Below are 16,704 nucleotides of genomic sequence, written 5' to 3' on the forward strand. Positions count from 1 at the left end.
GAGGAAGTACATGTTGCGCAAACTGCTTATCGGAACGGCTCTCGCGTCGGGCCTGGCTTTCACAGCCCACGCCGAGGACGTCAAGGAAGTCCAGATGCTGCATTGGTGGACCTCGGGCGGCGAAGCGGCTGCTCTCAACGTCCTCAAGGGCGACCTGGCCAAGGAAGGCTATGCCTGGAAGGACGTGCCGGTGGCCGGCGGTGGCGGCGATGCCGCCATGACCGCGCTTAAGGCGATGGTCGCGGCCGGCAATTATCCGACCGCCTCGCAGATGCTCGGCTACACCGTGCTCGACTACGCCGCTGCCGGCGTCATGGGCGACCTGACCGAAACGGCGAAGAAGGAAGGCTGGGACAAGTCCGTTCCGGCAGCCCTGCAGAAGTTTTCGGTCTATGACGGCAAGTGGGTCGCGGCTCCGGTCAACGTTCACTCGGTCAACTGGCTGTGGATCAACAAGGCCGTCCTGGACAAGATCGGCGGCACCGAGCCGAAGACCTTCGACGACTTCGTTGCCCTGCTCGACAAGGCCAAGGCGGCAGGGGTGATCCCGCTCGCTCTCGGCGGCCAGAACTGGCAGGAAGCCACCATGTTTGACTCCGTCGTGCTGTCGACCGGCGGACCCGAGTTCTACAAGAAGGCCTTCAATGACCTCGATGACGAGTCCCTGAAGTCCGACACGATGAAGAAGTCGTTCGATAACCTCGCCAAGCTCGTCACGTATGTCGACCCGAACTTCTCGGGCCGCGACTGGAACCTTGCCACCGCCATGGTCATCAAGGGCGATGCTCTTGTGCAGGTCATGGGCGACTGGGCCAAGGGCGAGTTCAACGCCGCCAAGAAAACGCCGGGCACCGACTTCCTGTGCTATCGCTTCCCGGGCACCGACGGCTCGGTGATCTACAACTCCGACATGTTCGGCATGTTCAATGTTCCGGACGACCGCAAGGCCGCCCAGGTCGCGCTGGCCACCGCCACCCTGTCGAAGAGCTTCCAGTCGGCCTTCAACGTCGTCAAGGGTTCGGTTCCGGCCCGTACCGACGTTCCGGACACCGACTTCGACGCGTGCGGCAAGAAGGGCATCGCCGACCTGAAGGCAGCTAACAAAGGCGGCACGCTGTTCGGCTCGCTCGCCCAGGGCTATGGCGCGCCCCCGGCGGTCGCCAATGCCTATAAGGATGTCGTCTCCAAATTCGTCCATGGTCAGATCAAGACCTCGGACGAAGCCGTGACCGAGCTGGTCAAGGCGATCGACGACGCCAAGTAAGCGCCACGCGCCAAAAACGCCTTCCCCGCTCCGGCGGGGAAGGCCCAGATCCGCGAACTTATATCCGCGAAGCTGGTTGGCCGCGAGTCGACGGGAGGAGCCCCATGAGCACGGTAGCGACAAGCCAGATCAAGCTGACGCCGGAGCATGCGTGGCCACGCGCCTCGGTGCGCTCACGCCTGCAGGACGCATTGCCGAAGATCGTGCTGGCGCCCAGCTTTGCCATCACCATCGTCTTCGTCTACGGCTTCATCCTGTGGACGATCTATTTGTCCTTCACCAATTCCAAGACCTTCCCATCCTATGTCATCACCGGCTCGCGCGCCTATCAGCGACTGTGGGGCTGGACCTTCGACACCGACCCGCCCTCGAGCTGGTACACGTCGATCACCAATATGGGCATCTTCGGCTTTCTCTACATCTTCATCTGCCTGGCGCTCGGCCTGTTCCTGGCCATCCTGCTCGACCAGAAGATCCGCGGCGAAGGCGTGCTGAGGCCGATCTATCTCTACCCGATGGCGCTGTCCTTCATCGTCACCGGCGTCGCCTGGAAATGGTTCCTCGATCCCGGCCTCGGCCTCGAGCAGACCTTGCATCAATGGGGCTGGACGAGCTTCCATTTCGACTGGATCAAGAACAAGGATTTCGTCATCTACACCGTGGTCATTGCCGGCGTCTGGCAGGCCTCCGGCTTCATCATGGCGATGTTCCTGGCCGGCCTGCGCGGCATCGACGGCGAGATCATGAAGGCGGCGCAGATCGACGGCGCCACCACCTTCCAGCTCTACCGCCGCATCGTCATCCCGCTGCTGCGGCCGATCTTCCTGTCGGCCTTCATCGTGCTCGCGCACCTCGCCATCAAGTCCTACGATCTGGTCGTGGCGCTGACCAGCGGCGGCCCCGGCGGCTCGGCCTGGCTGCCATCCAACTTCATGTATGAGTACACGTTCAAGCGCAACGAAATGGCCGTCGGCTCGGCCAGCGCCGTGATCATGCTGATGACCATCGTCGCCATCATCGTGCCGTATCTCTATTCGGAACTGCGGGAGAAGCCGCGATGAGCGCCGTCACCACTCCCGCCCGCCAGGCCTCCGGCGGCGTCAACGTCAAGGTTATCAACCGCATCGTCATCTACGGGCTGCTGGCGCTGTTTGCGCTATTTTATCTGATGCCGCTGTTCGTCATGCTGGTGACCTCGTTCAAGACCATGGACGAGATCCAGAACGGCAACATGCTGGCGCTGCCCAGGGCGCCGACCTTCGATCCGTGGCTGAAGGCCTGGGGCGAGACCTGCGTCGGCCTCACCTGCGCCGGCATCAAGGGCTATTTCTGGAACTCCATCAAGATGGTCGTCCCGGCCGTCCTGATCTCGACGATGCTCGGCGCGCTCAACGGCTACGTGCTGACCAAATGGCGTTTTCGCGGGGCAACGCTGGTGTTCGGGCTGATGCTGTTCGCCTGCTTCATCCCGTTCCAGTCGGTGCTGCTGCCGATGGCGACCATCCTCGGCAGCCTCGGCCGCTTCGGCGTCACGCTGCAGAATGCAACGGGAACCAGCTTTGGCCTCGGCAACCCGACGGTCAACCTCGTCTTCGTCCACGTCGTCTACGGCATCGGCTTCACCACGCTGTTCTTCCGCAACTACTATGAGGCGTTCCCGACCGAACTGGTCAAGGCGGCACAGGTCGACGGCGCCTCCTTCTTCCAGATCTTCCGGCGCATCATGCTGCCGAATTCAATGCCGATCTTCGTCGTCACGGTGATCTACCAGTTCACCAACATCTGGAACGACTTCCTGTTCGCCTCGGCTTACGCCGGCACCGGCGACGCGATGCCGATGACGGTGGCGCTCAACAACGTCGTCAACACCTCGACCGGCGTCGTCGAATACAACGTCAACATGGCCGCCGCGATGATCGCGGCACTGCCCACCCTTCTCGTCTATGTGCTCGCCGGCCGCTACTTCGTGCGTGGTCTCATGGCTGGCGCCGTCAAAGGATGATCTGATGGCTTTTCTGGAAATTGATGGTCTGAGAAAGCGCTTCGGCCAGGTCGAGATCCTCAAAGGGATCGATGTCGAACTCGAGAAAGGCGGCTTCCTGGTGCTGGTCGGCCCTTCCGGCTGCGGCAAGTCGACCTTGCTCAACACCATCGCCGGCCTGGAGACGATCACGTCTGGCGAAATCCGTGTCGACGGCCGCACCATCAACGATCTGCACCCCTCCAAGCGCGACATCGCCATGGTGTTCCAGAGCTATGCGCTCTACCCGAACATGACGGTGGCCGGAAACATCTCGTTCGGCATGGAGATGCGCGGCGTGCCGGCGGCGGAGCGCCAGAAGGCCATCGACAAGGTGGCCAAGGTGCTGCAGATCGGCCACCTCTTGCAGCGCAAGCCGAGCCAGCTTTCGGGCGGCCAGCGCCAGCGCGTCGCCATGGGCCGGGCGCTGGTGCGCGACCCAAAACTGTTCCTTTTCGACGAGCCATTGTCCAACCTCGACGCCAAGCTGCGCGTCGACATGCGCATCGAAATCAAGCGCCTGCACGCCACCACCGGCACCACCATCGTCTACGTCACGCACGACCAGATCGAGGCGATGACGCTGGCCACCAAGATCGCGGTCATGCGGGATGGCGAGGTGCAGCAGTTCGGCACCCCGGCCGAGATCTACAACAACCCGAGCAATCTCTTCGTCGCCGATTTCATGGGCTCGCCGGCGATGAACCTGATCCCGGCGACCATCGGCACGTCAGGCAATGCGCTGTCGGTCGTGCTGCAGCGCGAGGCGCGCGAGCCGATCTCGCTGCCGATGGCGAATGCGCCGGCGGGCCTGTCGGCATTCCAGGGCAAGCCGATTATCTTCGGTGTCCGCCCCGAAGCCCTGACCGATCCGGAAGGTGCCGAGCGCAACGCCTCGCACATCGCAACCGCCGACTGTCACATCGAGGTCGTCGAACCGGCCGGCTCGGATACCTTCGCCGTCACCAATCTCGGCGGCAAGGGCGTGGTGGCGCGGCTGCGCGCCGATGCCAACATCCAGCCGGGCACCAACACGCCGCTCGCCTTCAACCTGACCAAGGCGGTGTTCTTCGATCCGGCGACCGAGACCCGTATTCGCTAATGTATGTCGCCCAAAAGTGGATCCGGTTTTGGGGCAACGACATGCATCAAAACAAGAAACTAAAGCGCGTCGGGACGCGATTTAGGCCATGACAAATCCGGACATCGTCATCATCGGCTCCGGCATTGGCGGCGCCACGATCGCCTCCGGCCTTGCCGGCAGCGGCGCCTCGATCCTGATGCTGGAGCGCGGCGAGCCTTTGCCGGCGACGCCGCACACACGTGACACGCGCTCGATCTTCGTCGATGGCCATTATCGGCCGAAGGAGATGTGGCGCGAAGCCGGCGGTGCCGCCTTCAATCCGGGAAATTACTACTATGTCGGCGGCAATTCGAAATTCTACGGCGCGGTGCTGATCCGCTACCGCAAAGAGGATTTTGCCGCCATGGAGCATTTCGGCGGCGTCTCGCCGGCCTGGCCGTTTTCCTATGACGAGTTCGAGCCCTGGTATTCGAAAGCCGAACAGCTGTTTCGCGTGCGCGGCACGCTGGGCGAAGATCCGACCGAGCCGTTCCATTCGGTCCCCTACGCCTATAAGCCGGTGCCCGACGAGGCACCGATTGCCCGCGCCCGCGCCGAACTTAAGGGGCTCGGCCTGCATCCCGCCTCGCTGCCGCTCGGTGTCGACATCGAAACCTGGCTGAAGGAGGGCAAGACCGGCTGGGACGCGTTTCCCAACACCGGTCAGGGCAAGGTCGATGCGCAGACCGGACCGCTGACGGCGGCGCTGACCGACCAGAACATTCGGCTCGAGACTGGCGCCTATGTTGAATATCTCGAAGCCTCGGCGAATGGCAAAACCATCGCCGCGATTCACTATCGCCAGAACGGCGAACTGAAGAAGGTGTCGCCGAAGCTGGTCATCCTCTCCGCCGGCGCGGTCAATTCCGCCGTCATCCTGCTGCGCTCGCCCTCGCCCAACAACAGCAAGGGAGGTGGCAAAGGCCTAGCCAACCGCTCCGACCAGGTCGGCCGCAATTTCATGAACCACAATTCAAGCGCCATGCTGGCGATCGACCCGCGCCGCCGCAACGATGCCGTCTACCAGAAGACTTTGATGCTGAACGACTATTACCTGTCCGACGGCAAGGGCGGCAAGCCGCTCGGCAACGTCCAGCTTCTCGGCAAGATCGACGGCAACATGCTGCAGGCCAACGTCAAGTATACACCGAAATTCGCGCTCGATTTCATGGCCGGCCATGCCGTCGACTGGTACCTGATGTGCGAGGATTTGCCCGATCCGGAAAGCCGCATCATGGTTGATGGCAAGGACATCGTCATGCAATGGCGGCGCTCCAACATGCAGTCGCTCGACGGGCTGACCAAGGTGATGCGCGAGAATTTCCGCGCCTGCGGTTATCCCATCGTTCTCTCACGCCCCTTCGACAAGCGCACGCCGTCGCACCAATGCGGCACGATAAAGATGGGGGACGATCCGGCGACGGCGGCGCTCGATCCGTTCTGCCGCTCCTTCGATCACCGGAACCTGTTCGTTGTCGATGGTAGTTTCCTTCCGAACTCGGCGGCGGTCAATCCGGCATTGTCGATCGCCGCGCAGGCGCTCCGCGTCGCGGACCACATCCGCAAGACGGACCTCGCCGCATGACCCGCCCCTCCGCCATCGTCACCGGCGGCGCGCGCGGCATCGGCCTTGCCTGCGCCCAGGCGTTGGCGGATGTCGGCTTCGATATTCTGATCGCAGATCTTGCCGAAACAGCCGCTGATGGACTTGCCACCGACATCACCAAGCGTGGCGCGAAGTTCGCCTATGTCCGTTGCGACATCGCCGATCTCGCCAGCCACACCGCACTTGTCGATGCCGCGATGCGCGCCTTCGGCCGTATCGACTGCCTGGTCAACAATGCCGGCATCGGCGCCGTGGTGCGCGGTGACCTCTTGGACCTCAAGCCGGAGAATTTCGACCGCACGCTGGGCATCAATCTGCGCGGCACCGTCTTCCTCAGCCAGGCCGTCGCCAAGGCGATGCTGGCTGCGCCAGGCGATCACCAGAGGTCGATCATCACCATCACCTCGGTCAGCGCCGAAATGGCATCGTCGGAGCGACCGGATTACTGCATCTCGAAAGCCGGGCTTTCGATGTGGGTGAAGAACCTGGCGCTGCGGTTGGCGCCCGAAAACATCGGCGTGTTCGAGGTGCGGCCCGGCATCATCCGCACCGACATGACTTCAGGCGTGACCGCCAAATACGATGCCCTCATCGACAGTGGACTGGTGCCGGCCAAACGCTGGGGCGAAGCATCGGACATCGGTGCGGTGGTGGCGACGCTCGCCGGCGGCAGGCTCGGCTTTTCGACCGGCTCGATCATCAATGTCGATGGCGCCCTCTCCGTGCCGCGACTATAAGTGGACAGTGTCATGACCGACTACATCATCGTGGGCGCCGGTCCGGCCGGCTGCGTTCTGGCCAACCGATTGAGCGAGGATCCGGCAAATTCGGTCCTGCTGCTGGAAGCCGGCGGCAAGGACTGGCATCCCTATATCCACATGCCTGCCGGCTTTGCCAAGATGACCAAGGGTATTGCTTCCTGGGGCTGGTCGACCGTGCCGCAGAGTCATATGAAGGACCGCGTCTTCTGGTACACGCAGGCTAAGGTGGTCGGCGGCGGCTCGTCCATCAATGCCCAGATCTACACGCGCGGCAACGCCCGCGACTACGACGACTGGGAGAAGGAAGAAGGCCTCGCCGGCTGGGGCTATCGCAATGTATTGCCCTATTTCAAGCGCGCTGAGAACAACCAGCGCTACGCCAACGATTTTCACGGTGACCAGGGCCCGCTCGGCGTCTCGAACCCGATTGCGCCGCTGCCGATCTGCGAGGCCTATTTCCGTGCCGGGCAGCAGATGGGCATCCCCTTCAACCCGGACTTCAACGGCGCTGCCCAAGAAGGCGTCGGCTATTACCAGCTGACCCAGAAGGATGCCCGGCGCTCGTCCGCTTCAGTCGCCTATTTGAGGCCGATCCGCGCCCGCAAGAACCTGACCGTCCGAACCGATGTGCTGGTGACGCGCATCGTCGTCCAGAAGGGCCGCGCCATCGGCGTCGAAATTGTCGACAGACCGGGCGGCGAGAAGAAAATCCTGCGCGCCGAGCGCGAGGTGATCGTCTCGTCCGGCGCCATCGGCTCGCCGAAACTCTTGATGCAGTCGGGCATCGGCCCCGCCGACCATCTGAAGTCGGTCGGCGTCACGCCGGTGCACGACCTGCCCGGCGTCGGCTCCAACATGCAGGACCATCTTGATCTGTTCGTCATCGCCGAATGTACGGGCGATCACACCTATGACAACTACGCCAAGCTGCACCGCACGGCCTGGGCCGGCCTGCAGTATCTGCTGCTGAAGAAAGGGCCGGTGGCCTCCAGCCTGTTCGAGACCGGCGGCTTCTGGTACGCCGACCCGACCGCCGCCTCGCCCGACATCCAGTTTCATCTCGGCTTGGGTTCCGGCATCGAAGCCGGCGTCGAGAAGCTGAAAAACCCTGGCGTCACCCTGAACTCGGCTTTCCTGCGTCCGCGTTCGCGCGGCACGGTGCGGCTGAAGAGTGCCGACCCGGCCGACCACCCGCTGATCGATCCGAACTATTGGTCCGATCCCTATGACCGCGCCATGTCGATCAAGGGGCTGCGGCTGGCCCGCGAGATCATGCGGCAGAAGGCGCTTGCCCCTTACGTGCTGCGCGAGGTGCTGCCCGGCCCGTCACTCGCCAGCGACGACGAGCTGTTCGACTATGCCTGCCGCAGTTCCAAGACCGACCACCATCCGGTCGGCACCTGCCGCATGGGCCATGATGATATGGCTGTCGTGACGCCGGATCTGCGGCTGCGCGGCATCGAGGGCCTGCGCGTCTGCGACGCCTCGGTGATGCCGCGCGTGCCTTCATCCAACACCAATGCGCCGACCATCATGGTCGGTGAAAAGGGCGCCGACCTGGTCCTTGGCCGCGAGCCGCTGCCGCCGGCGGTGTTTTCCGGAAACCGGGCTGCTTAGCCACTGAGGAGTAAGACATGATCAGGCACTGTGTTTTCGTCAAGCTGCGCAACGATGTCGACGCCACCGAGCGCACGGCGATCCATGCCGATCTCGAGGCGCTGCGACAGGTGATCGACGGCATGGACGCAGTAAAATTCAGCGCCAATGTCAGCCCGGAGCCGTTCGCACGCGGCTTCACCCACGGCTTCACCATCGATTTCCGCGATGCTGCCGCGCGCGATGCCTATCTTGTGCATGAAGCGCACCAGCGCGCCGGCGCGCGCCTGTTCGCTGCCCTGGAAGGCGGCACGGACGGACTGCTGGTGTTTGATCTCGAAATCTAAACCTACCCTCAAGCCACGATCGAGTTCATCGACAGATGGCACCGGTCGGTCTCATCGCACCTTCCGCCATTCCTGCGGGCGTTCGATCAAATGAGCCACGCGAAAACGTGACCACCGGTCTTCCCTGAACTGGCCGATAATTCCCCCCATCGATGATGATGGAGGAAGATTTGCCCCTTAATTCGCAGCAGAAGAAGACCGTCCTTGCCTCATTCCTGGGCTGGACGCTCGATGCTTTCGATTTCTTCCTTCTGACATTCCTGCTCACCGATATCGCGACCGAATTCCACGCCGACGTGCCCGCGGTCTCCAAGGCGCTGTTCCTGACCTTGGCGACACGCTTCATCGGCGCGTTCTTCTTCGGCATGCTTGCCGACAAATACGGGCGCAAGCCGATCCTCATGCTCAACATCGTCAGCTATTCGGTGATTGGCGCGCTGGCCGCCTTCTCGCCCAATCTCGGCATATTCCTCGCCCTGCGTGCTTTGTTCGGCATCGCCATGGGCGGCGAATGGGGGCTTGGCAGTTCGCTGGCCATGGAGTCCATTCCGCCGAGCGCACGCGGCATGGTCTCCGGCATCCTGCAATGCGGCTATCCGGCCGGCTATCTGCTGGCGGCGGTGGTCTATGGTCTGCTCTATCAGCAGACGATCGGCGGCTACACGATCGGCTGGCGTGCCATGTTCCTGCTCAGCTTCGTGCCGGCGCTGATCGTGCTCTTCATCCGCTCGCATGTGCCGGAATCGCCGGCCTTCGTCGAAGCGCAGAAGACCGCGAGACCGGGCATGTGGGAAACCCTGCAGAAACACTGGGGCGTCGCGCTCTATGCCGTCGTGCTGATGATGTTCTTCAATTTCTTCAGTCATGGCACGCAGGACCTCTACCCTACCTTCCTGAAGAAGCAGCACGGCTTCGATCCGCATACGGTGAGCTGGATCACCATCGTTGCCAATATCGGCGCCATCGTCGGTGGCCTGGCGTTCGGCGCGTTGTCCGAGAAGATCGGCCGCGTCAACGCCATCACCCTGGCGTGCCTGATCGCCCTGCCGTCTATTCCGCTGTGGGCCTACAGCACCACGCCGTTCATGCTCGCCATCGGCGCCTTCGTCATGCAGGTCGCGGTCCAAGGCGCCTGGGGCGTCATCCCGGTGCACCTCAACGAGCTTTCGCCTGGCGCGGTGCGGGCGACCTTGCCCGGTTTCATCTATCAGGCGGGTAATCTCGCCGCATCCTATGGCGGACCCTATCAGGCAGGAATCGCGGAAAGCGCCGGAGGCAGCTATGGCTATGCCCTGGCGCTGTTCGCAGGCGTGGTCGCCGTCTGCATCATCGTCGTCATCCGCTTCAGCCCGGAACGACGTGGCCAGGTGATGACGGTCCTGACCTGAGCGGCGCCTAACCAAGCCTCAGTGCGACGACGCCGGCCACGATGCTGAGCGCGGCAGCACCGCGCCAGCCGGTCATTTTTTCGCCGAGAGCGAAGACCGAGATCATCATGGCAAACAGGATCGAGGTTTCACGCAGCGAGGCCACGGAGGCGATCGGCGCCTTGGTCATCGCCCACATGACGATCCAGTAGGCGGCCCCACTGAGCACGCCCGTGAACAGCCCTGCCTTCCAGTCGCGCGCCAGCACCGGCAGCGCCTTCGGCCCGCGGAAGATGAGGCACAGCACCAAGGCGCCAAAAGCATCGCAGATGAACAGCCAGGCTGCATAGCTCTGCGCGGTTGCCGCCAGCCGCGCGCCGCTGCCGTCGGACAGCGTGTAACTGGCAATGAAGATGGAAGTGCCCAGCGCGAAGCCGACCGCGCGCAGATTGAGCTTTTCCAGATGCGCGCCGCCACGAAACGACATCACCAGCGTGCCGGCCGACAACAGGAAGATGCCGAGCATGGCGAACGGGCCGGGGATTTCGGCAACGACGAACATGCCGCCAAAGGCCGAGAGCAGAGGTGCGGTGCCCCGCGCCAGCGGATAGGTCTGGGCGAAATCGCCGGCCTTGTAGGCGCCGATCAGGAACGTCCGGTAGCCCATGTGGAAAATGACGGAGGCGATGATGTAAGGCCACACTTCCGCCTTCGGCACTTCGACGAAAGGCAGCACCACGAGTGCCGCCGCGCCCATGCCGAGCGTCATCAGCGTGATCGACAGGAAGCGGTCGAGATGCACCTTGACCAGCGCGTTCCAGATCGCGTGCATGGCGGCGGCGGCAAGCACTGCGAAGAAGACGAAAAGCGTCATGTGGCAATGCCGGGCGTTTCCAGGTCGATGTCGACCCGCAGCGGAAAATGATCCGACGCAACCTCGCCGATGTCGGCACTGATCGAACGCACCCGCCCGGCGAACATGCCGCCGACGAAACAATGGTCGAGCCGGCGTTTTGCCAGCCTGCCGTCGATGGTCTTCACATGGGTGTGGAAGTCCGGAACCGGCTCCCCGGCAACGGCGGCGGCATCGACGAAACCGTCAAGATAGGCGGCACCCCGATGGTAGGGCGTGCTGCCGACGATGCGGCGATATTCGGCGCTGCCCGGCTCCATGTTGAAGTCACCCATCCAGATCGCCGCCAGCGGGTTTTCCGGCTCCGCTTCGCCGCTGGTCCAGTTGCGCGTGGGCTCGTCGTCGACGCCGCTCCACGGCCCGCCATCGGACGGTGCCCGGCGATGCTCGGCCAGGAGATAGTCGATCTGCTCCAGCCGCTCCTCGGCCGCGATATGGGCGAGATGCAGCGACAGCACCCGCACCGGCCCTGCCGGGGTGCGGATCATGCATTCAAGTGCTGCATTGCGGGTGTTGAGCGGCCGCTGCGTACGGCGCATCGGCAGCGCATGCAGCCGCGACCAGACGATCGGCAGTTTCGACAGCACCATGGTGCCGAACTGGCGGCGCCGGTTGATCAGACGGCCGTCGCGCCTTTCGCTGGCATCCATGTCGAAGGCCGGGCCGTAGACCCAATGATAATCCGGTAGCAGACGGGAAAGCAGCTCCGGCTGGTCGTCGAAATTGCTGCGCTGCCAGTGCCGCTCGACCTCTTGCAGCGCAATGATGTCGGCGCCGGCAACGATGCGCGCGGCGCGCGAAAGATCGTAGCGGCCATCGCCGCCGAACCCGTACTGGATGTTGTAGCTGACCAGCTTCATTGCGTATCCGGCTCAATTTCGTGTTGGCAGTAGCGGTTCGATGCCACGGTTGCAATGTGCAGGAGAATGGATGTGGCTTGGACCAGCCTTGCCCTTCACCGGGATCATGCACCGATTCCGAAGCACTTCGGTATCTTCCGTGCGCCGGAAAACGGCGTGCGATGCCTTAAGTATTCAGCGGCTGGAACCGGCCGGGTGGCGACGCCGCCAGTTCGGTCCAGTCGATCTCTTCCTCAAGGCGATGATAGGCTTCGTCGCCGATCGTCCCATTGCGGCGCAATTCCTCCAGCGCGTCGCGCTGGCTCTTGATCGCATAAAGACGCAAGCGGTCATATTCGGTCGCTGCCTGGGCATCGTCGGGATTTTTGGCGATCTTGCGTTGAGCGGCATATTGCTCGCGCACCGCGGCCGCCGCGTCCGATGTCTTGCCGCTCAATATGTCGAGCGCGGCCTGCATGACCACGACGCGTGCCTGCGCAACCTCGCGGTCGACCGTTTCGTCAGGGTCGAGATTTAGCAGGCGCAGCAGCGGCTTCAGGCTCATGCCTTGCAGCACCAGCGTGCCGAGCACGACCGTGAAGGCAGCGAGCACGATCGGGTCGCGGGCCGGGAATTCAGCCGGCAGGGCGAATGCCGCCGCAAGCGTCACCAAACCGCGCATCCCGCACCAGCCGATCAGCACGCCGCCACGAAACGACGGAGCGTCACGCTGACGATCAGCTACGCCGAAGCGGCCAAACCACCTGATGATCGCGCCGCACCCCAGCACCCAGATGAGGCGTGAGACGATGACGATGGCAAGCACTGTTCCGGCCAGGACGAACACATCGGTTTGCCCCTGCCCGGCAAGCCGGCCGACGATCGTACGCGCCTGCAGGCCCATCAGCACGAAGGCCAGCACATTGAGCACGAAGACCGCCGTTTCCCAGACCGAATAAGAGCTGATGCGGTTTCTGGCCGGCATGCGGCGCGGCGCGGTGCGGGCGATCGTCATGGCATAGACGACGATGGTGATGATGGCCGAAAGGCCGAGCCTGTCGGCCAGGATCCAGACCCCGAATGTGCCGGCAAATTGCACCACGGTGCCGCTCGCCGGGTCCTCGATCCGGCCCAGCGTTATCAGAGACACCCGGCCAAGCAGGTAGCCGGCCGCAAGACTGCCGAGCGTGGACAGCAGGATCATCGGAACGGCGCTGCTCAGCAGAATGGAACCTGCTGCCGCCGAAATCGCCATCCGGTAAATCAGCAAGGCGGTGGCGTCGTTGAGCAGGCTCTCGCCCTGCAGAATGGCAGTGATGCGGTGCGGCACCTTGAACTGGCCAAGCACGGCCGATGCCGCAACCGCATCGGGCGGCGCCACGATGGCGCCAAGCGCTATGGCTGCGGCGATCGGCAGGCCTGCCATCGCCCAGCCGGCAAGCGCAACCGTCGCTGTCGTGAAAAGGACGGCGCCAAGCGCCAGCAGCACAAGCGGCACCCTGTAACGGTTGAGATCGCGCAGCGAGGTATCATAGGCGGCATCGAGCAGCACCGGCGCGATGAACAGGGCTAGCGCCAGTTCCGGATCGATTTCTATGGTCGGCACGCCAGGCACGAAGGCGATGGCCACCCCTGCCAGCGCCAGCAAAGAGGGATAGGGAACCTGCACGCGCCGCGACAGCGCCGTCAGCGCAACGGCGATCAACAGCAGAACGAGTGTCAGTTCGAAAAGCGCCATGGCCTGTTATAGCCGGGAAGCCGAGACGCTGGCAGTGGCAAAGCGGCTGGAAACTGTTGATTGGCCAGCAAGCTTGAGCCGAGGGGAATATGCCTCGCCTTCCGCCGATGCCCTGCCAATTCGACAAATGCGCCGACCGCACCGACATCGAAATCACCGATAGAGGGCTCGCTTAAACCCTGCATTGCAGCCCATGCCACGCGGACGGAAGCATCCTCCCGTCTTCGCAGACCGGGATGCAGCCATTCATTTTGAACAAGCGCATCAGCCTAGTGAAGCACCAGCATATCGCTCGACGAGAACGAGATCTCGGCCTTTTCACCGACTGCGGGGGGCGGTGTCGCCGGGCTGTTGAAGGTGTCGAGCGAGACCGTGTTGCCGCCGATGCCGACACGAACCCGGATGACCGAGCCGAGGAAATGCACCTCGGATATCTCTCCCGAAAGGCTGGAATCGCGGCCGGGCTGTCGTCCGAGCGAGATTGCCTCAGGTCGCAACGCCAGCGACAGCGTGTCGCCTGACTTGGAACCGTTGAGCTTGCCCTTAAGCGAGACCTGTTCGGAATTGACCCGCACCGTGCCTGCAGCCGCATCGGTGACGGTGCCTTCGAGCACGTTCAGCGTGCCGACGAAATTGGCGACAAACTTGGTCGCCGGGCGGTTGTAGATCTCGAACGGCGTGCCGACCTGCTCGGCCTTGCCGCCATACATCACGGCGATGCGGTCCGAGATCGACAGCGCCTCTTCCTGGTCGTGCGTGACGAAGATGGTGGTGATGCCGAGCTTCTTCTGGATCGAGCGGATTTCCTCGCGCAGCGACACGCGCACCTTGGCGTCGAGCGCCGACAGCGGCTCGTCGAGCAGCAACAGCTTCGGCTTCGGGGCGATGGCGCGGGCCAATGCGATGCGCTGCTGCTGGCCGCCCGAGAGCTGGTAGGGATAGCGATCCGCCATCTGCGGCAGCTTGATGATGCCGAGCATCTCGGCGACACGAGCATCGATGTCCGCCCTTGGCATGCCGGCGACCTTCAGGCCGAAGCCGATGTTCTGCGCCACGGTCAGGTTCGGGAACAGCGCATAGGCCTGGAACACCATGCCGACATTGCGCTGGTTGGGCTTCAGCCGCGTAATGTCCTTGCCGCCGACGACGATCGTGCCCGCGCTCGGCTCCTCGAAACCGGCGACCATGCGCAACACGGTGGTCTTGCCGCAACCGGACGGACCGAGGAAGGAGACGAATTCACCACGCTCGACGTCAAGATTGAAATCCTCCACGACCGTGGTGGCGCCGAAGGATTTTCGAACGTGCTGGATGGAGAGGAAGGGGTCGGCCATGGCGTTCTTCTTTCGATCAGTACTTTTCGATCAGTTGGGACGGTTCGCGGATCTCGGCGCGAAGCGGGACAGTATCTGGATCAGCGACATGCAGCCCCAGGTGATGGCGAAGGCGATGATGGCAAGTGCCGCCGGCTCATAGGCGCGGTTGGCACCAATATTCTGCAGATAAGGGCCGAAGGCAGGCCGGTTGAGCAGGCTGGCCATGGTGAATTCGCCGATGACGATGGCGAAGGTGAGGAAGGCGCCCGAGAGCACCGCGATCAGCACGTTGGGCAGGATGACACGGGTGATGATGGTGCCCCAGCCAGCCCCAAGGATCTGGGCCGCTTCCGTCAAAGTGCGCACGTCGATTGTGCGAAGCCCGGTGTCGACGGCGCGATACATATAGGGCAGCGCCAGTGTCGCATAGCCGATGACCAACAAGGCATTGGTGCCTGTATCGGTCGCCAGAAACGGCAGCGGCGAATTCGACCCGTACATTCTGATGTAGCCGAAGACGATGACGATGGCTGGGATAACCAGCGGCAGCAGGGTAATGAACTCGACGATCGGCCGCAATTGCGGCAGCCGAAGCCGGATCCAATAAGCGGCGGGCACCACGATCAGCACACCGAGAATGATGGTGAAAACGGCGGCCAGTACCGAATAGCCGAAGGTGGCCTGGAAACGGGCGTCGCCCAACACGACCTTGTAGGCGTCGAAGGAGTACTCCCCGCGCCGCATGCGCATCGAGAACTCCACGGTCGCGATCAGCGGGATGAAAAAGTAGGCCGCGCCAAGAGCGAAGACGAGCCAGGCCCAGAACTTTCCCGACTTCATTTCAGCCACCTCTCGGAACGGGTCCGGAACCAGATGTAGAACACATTGGCAAGACCGGTGATGACGATCATGCCGAAGGCGATGGCATAGCCGAGATGGGCATTGTGCAGCACATCTCCACGGATCTGTGCATAAAGCAGGATCGGCACGATGTTGAGCGACGAGCCGGTCAGCGCATAGGCGGTGGCGATGGCGCCGAAGGCGTTGGCGAACAACAGGATCACGGTGCCGAGGAAACTCGGCCAGATCACCGGAATGACCACCATGCGCCAGTACTGGGACATGGTCGCGCCCAGCGTCGCGGCTGCCTCGCCCCATTCCTTCTTCAGCCCGTCGATGGCTGGCACGATGATCACCACCATCAGCGGTATCTGGAAATAGACATAGGTCAGTGTCAGGCCCCAGAATGACAGGATGTTGAAGCCATGCGCGTAGATGTTAAGGCCGAACACGGTGTTCAGGATCACCGTCGCAAGGCCGAGGCGGCCGAGCGTGGCGAGGAAGGCAAAGGCCAGCGGCACGCCGGCAAAATTGGAGGCCACGCCGGAAAACGTCAGTGTCGCCGAACGTATCCAGTCCGGCAGGCCACCGCGCACGATGGCAATGGCAATCGCCAGGCCCGCGAATGCGCCAATCAGCGATGAAGCAAGACTGATCTTGATAGAAATCCAGTAGGCGGCAACGATGGACGGTTGCGCCAGCGCTGCGATGTTTTCGAGAGTGAATTCGCCGGCATCGTTCTGGAATGCACCCAGCATCAGATAGAGCGTGGGCAGGATGAGGAACATGATGGCGAAGATGAAGAACGGTGCAACGCCAAGCCACTGGGTCGGCAGCCGCATGCTGCGTGCCTCGGCGGGAGGCGCGGTCTTCCCGGTAACAGCGTGGTCGGACAATGAGATATCGGTCATGCGCCGGCTACCGTCTTCGAGAGAAGGACCGGGCGGCCGCGAGGCCGCCCGGCATGGTGTGAG

At 63.0% G+C, this 16,704-nt stretch carries 15 protein-coding genes; 9 read left to right on the plus strand and 6 right to left on the minus strand.

The features are described 5' to 3' along the window. The first annotated feature begins 10 nt into the window (after positions 1-10). From NKH06_RS19235 to NKH06_RS19275, 9 genes are all read left to right on the plus strand, one after another. Complete coding sequence (locus NKH06_RS19235; protein WP_352440928.1) at positions 11-1,264, plus strand: ABC transporter substrate-binding protein; 1,254 nt, start codon at positions 11-13, stop codon at positions 1,262-1,264. A gap of 104 nt (positions 1,265-1,368) precedes the next feature. After that, the gene (locus NKH06_RS19240) at positions 1,369-2,325 is read left to right on the plus strand and encodes a carbohydrate ABC transporter permease (RefSeq protein ID WP_352440927.1); all 957 of its coding nucleotides are present in this window, start codon (positions 1,369-1,371) and stop codon (positions 2,323-2,325) included. Further along, a complete protein-coding gene (locus tag NKH06_RS19245; RefSeq protein WP_023810088.1) occupies positions 2,322-3,266 on the plus strand; it encodes a carbohydrate ABC transporter permease in 945 nt (314 codons plus the stop codon). The genes NKH06_RS19240 and NKH06_RS19245 overlap by 4 nt, the downstream gene beginning before the upstream one ends. A 4-nt stretch (positions 3,267-3,270) precedes the next feature. Continuing rightward, positions 3,271-4,386, plus strand: a complete 1,116-nt coding sequence (locus NKH06_RS19250) for an ABC transporter ATP-binding protein (protein ID WP_023810089.1) — start codon at positions 3,271-3,273, stop codon at positions 4,384-4,386. Positions 4,387-4,474: 88 nt separating this feature from the next. Further along, positions 4,475-5,992, plus strand: a complete 1,518-nt coding sequence (locus tag NKH06_RS19255; protein WP_352796425.1) for a GMC oxidoreductase — start codon at positions 4,475-4,477, stop codon at positions 5,990-5,992. Next, positions 5,989-6,750 carry a 3-ketoacyl-ACP reductase gene (locus tag NKH06_RS19260; protein ID WP_128303139.1) on the plus strand — a complete coding sequence of 254 codons (762 nt, stop codon included), beginning with the start codon at positions 5,989-5,991 and terminating at the stop codon, positions 6,748-6,750. The genes NKH06_RS19255 and NKH06_RS19260 overlap by 4 nt, the downstream gene beginning before the upstream one ends. A 12-nt stretch (positions 6,751-6,762) precedes the next feature. Further along, positions 6,763-8,391, plus strand: coding sequence for a GMC family oxidoreductase (locus NKH06_RS19265; protein ID WP_352796422.1), 1,629 nt, complete (start codon positions 6,763-6,765; stop codon positions 8,389-8,391). A gap of 17 nt (positions 8,392-8,408) precedes the next feature. Next, positions 8,409-8,717, plus strand: a complete 309-nt coding sequence (locus NKH06_RS19270; protein WP_352774445.1) for a Dabb family protein — start codon at positions 8,409-8,411, stop codon at positions 8,715-8,717. A 152-nt stretch (positions 8,718-8,869) separates the two neighbouring features. Continuing rightward, the gene (locus NKH06_RS19275) at positions 8,870-10,105 is read left to right on the plus strand and encodes an MFS transporter (RefSeq protein WP_081738768.1); all 1,236 of its coding nucleotides are present in this window, start codon (positions 8,870-8,872) and stop codon (positions 10,103-10,105) included. A gap of 7 nt (positions 10,106-10,112) precedes the next feature. Here the strand turns inward: NKH06_RS19275 and NKH06_RS19280 are convergent, their stop codons facing one another. The 6 genes from NKH06_RS19280 to NKH06_RS19305 all read right to left on the minus strand — a co-directional run bounded on the left by NKH06_RS19280 (position 10,113) and on the right by NKH06_RS19305 (position 16,641). Then, complete coding sequence (locus tag NKH06_RS19280) at positions 10,113-10,958, minus strand: EamA family transporter (RefSeq protein WP_013529691.1); 846 nt, start codon at positions 10,956-10,958, stop codon at positions 10,113-10,115. Next, on the minus strand, positions 10,955-11,857 hold the full coding sequence (locus NKH06_RS19285; protein WP_352796418.1) for an endonuclease/exonuclease/phosphatase family protein: 903 nt from the start codon (positions 11,855-11,857) through the stop codon (positions 10,955-10,957). The genes NKH06_RS19280 and NKH06_RS19285 overlap by 4 nt, the downstream gene beginning before the upstream one ends. A 166-nt stretch (positions 11,858-12,023) precedes the next feature. After that, positions 12,024-13,574, minus strand: a complete 1,551-nt coding sequence (locus NKH06_RS19290; protein ID WP_352440921.1) for a cation:proton antiporter — start codon at positions 13,572-13,574, stop codon at positions 12,024-12,026. Positions 13,575-13,843: 269 nt separating this feature from the next. Beyond that, positions 13,844-14,908: an ABC transporter ATP-binding protein gene (locus NKH06_RS19295; RefSeq protein ID WP_023810097.1), complete on the minus strand. Its 1,065-nt coding sequence runs from the start codon at positions 14,906-14,908 to the stop codon at positions 13,844-13,846. Between the two features lie 30 nt (positions 14,909-14,938). Next, positions 14,939-15,730: an ABC transporter permease gene (locus tag NKH06_RS19300; protein ID WP_023759707.1), complete on the minus strand. Its 792-nt coding sequence runs from the start codon at positions 15,728-15,730 to the stop codon at positions 14,939-14,941. Beyond that, positions 15,727-16,641 carry an ABC transporter permease gene (locus NKH06_RS19305; protein ID WP_023810098.1) on the minus strand — a complete coding sequence of 305 codons (915 nt, stop codon included), beginning with the start codon at positions 16,639-16,641 and terminating at the stop codon, positions 15,727-15,729. The genes NKH06_RS19300 and NKH06_RS19305 overlap by 4 nt, the downstream gene beginning before the upstream one ends. Positions 16,642-16,704: the final 63 nt, after the last annotated feature.

The sequence above is a fragment of the Mesorhizobium sp. M1342 genome, from assembly GCF_040317955.1.
Taxonomy (GTDB): domain Bacteria; phylum Pseudomonadota; class Alphaproteobacteria; order Rhizobiales; family Rhizobiaceae; genus Mesorhizobium.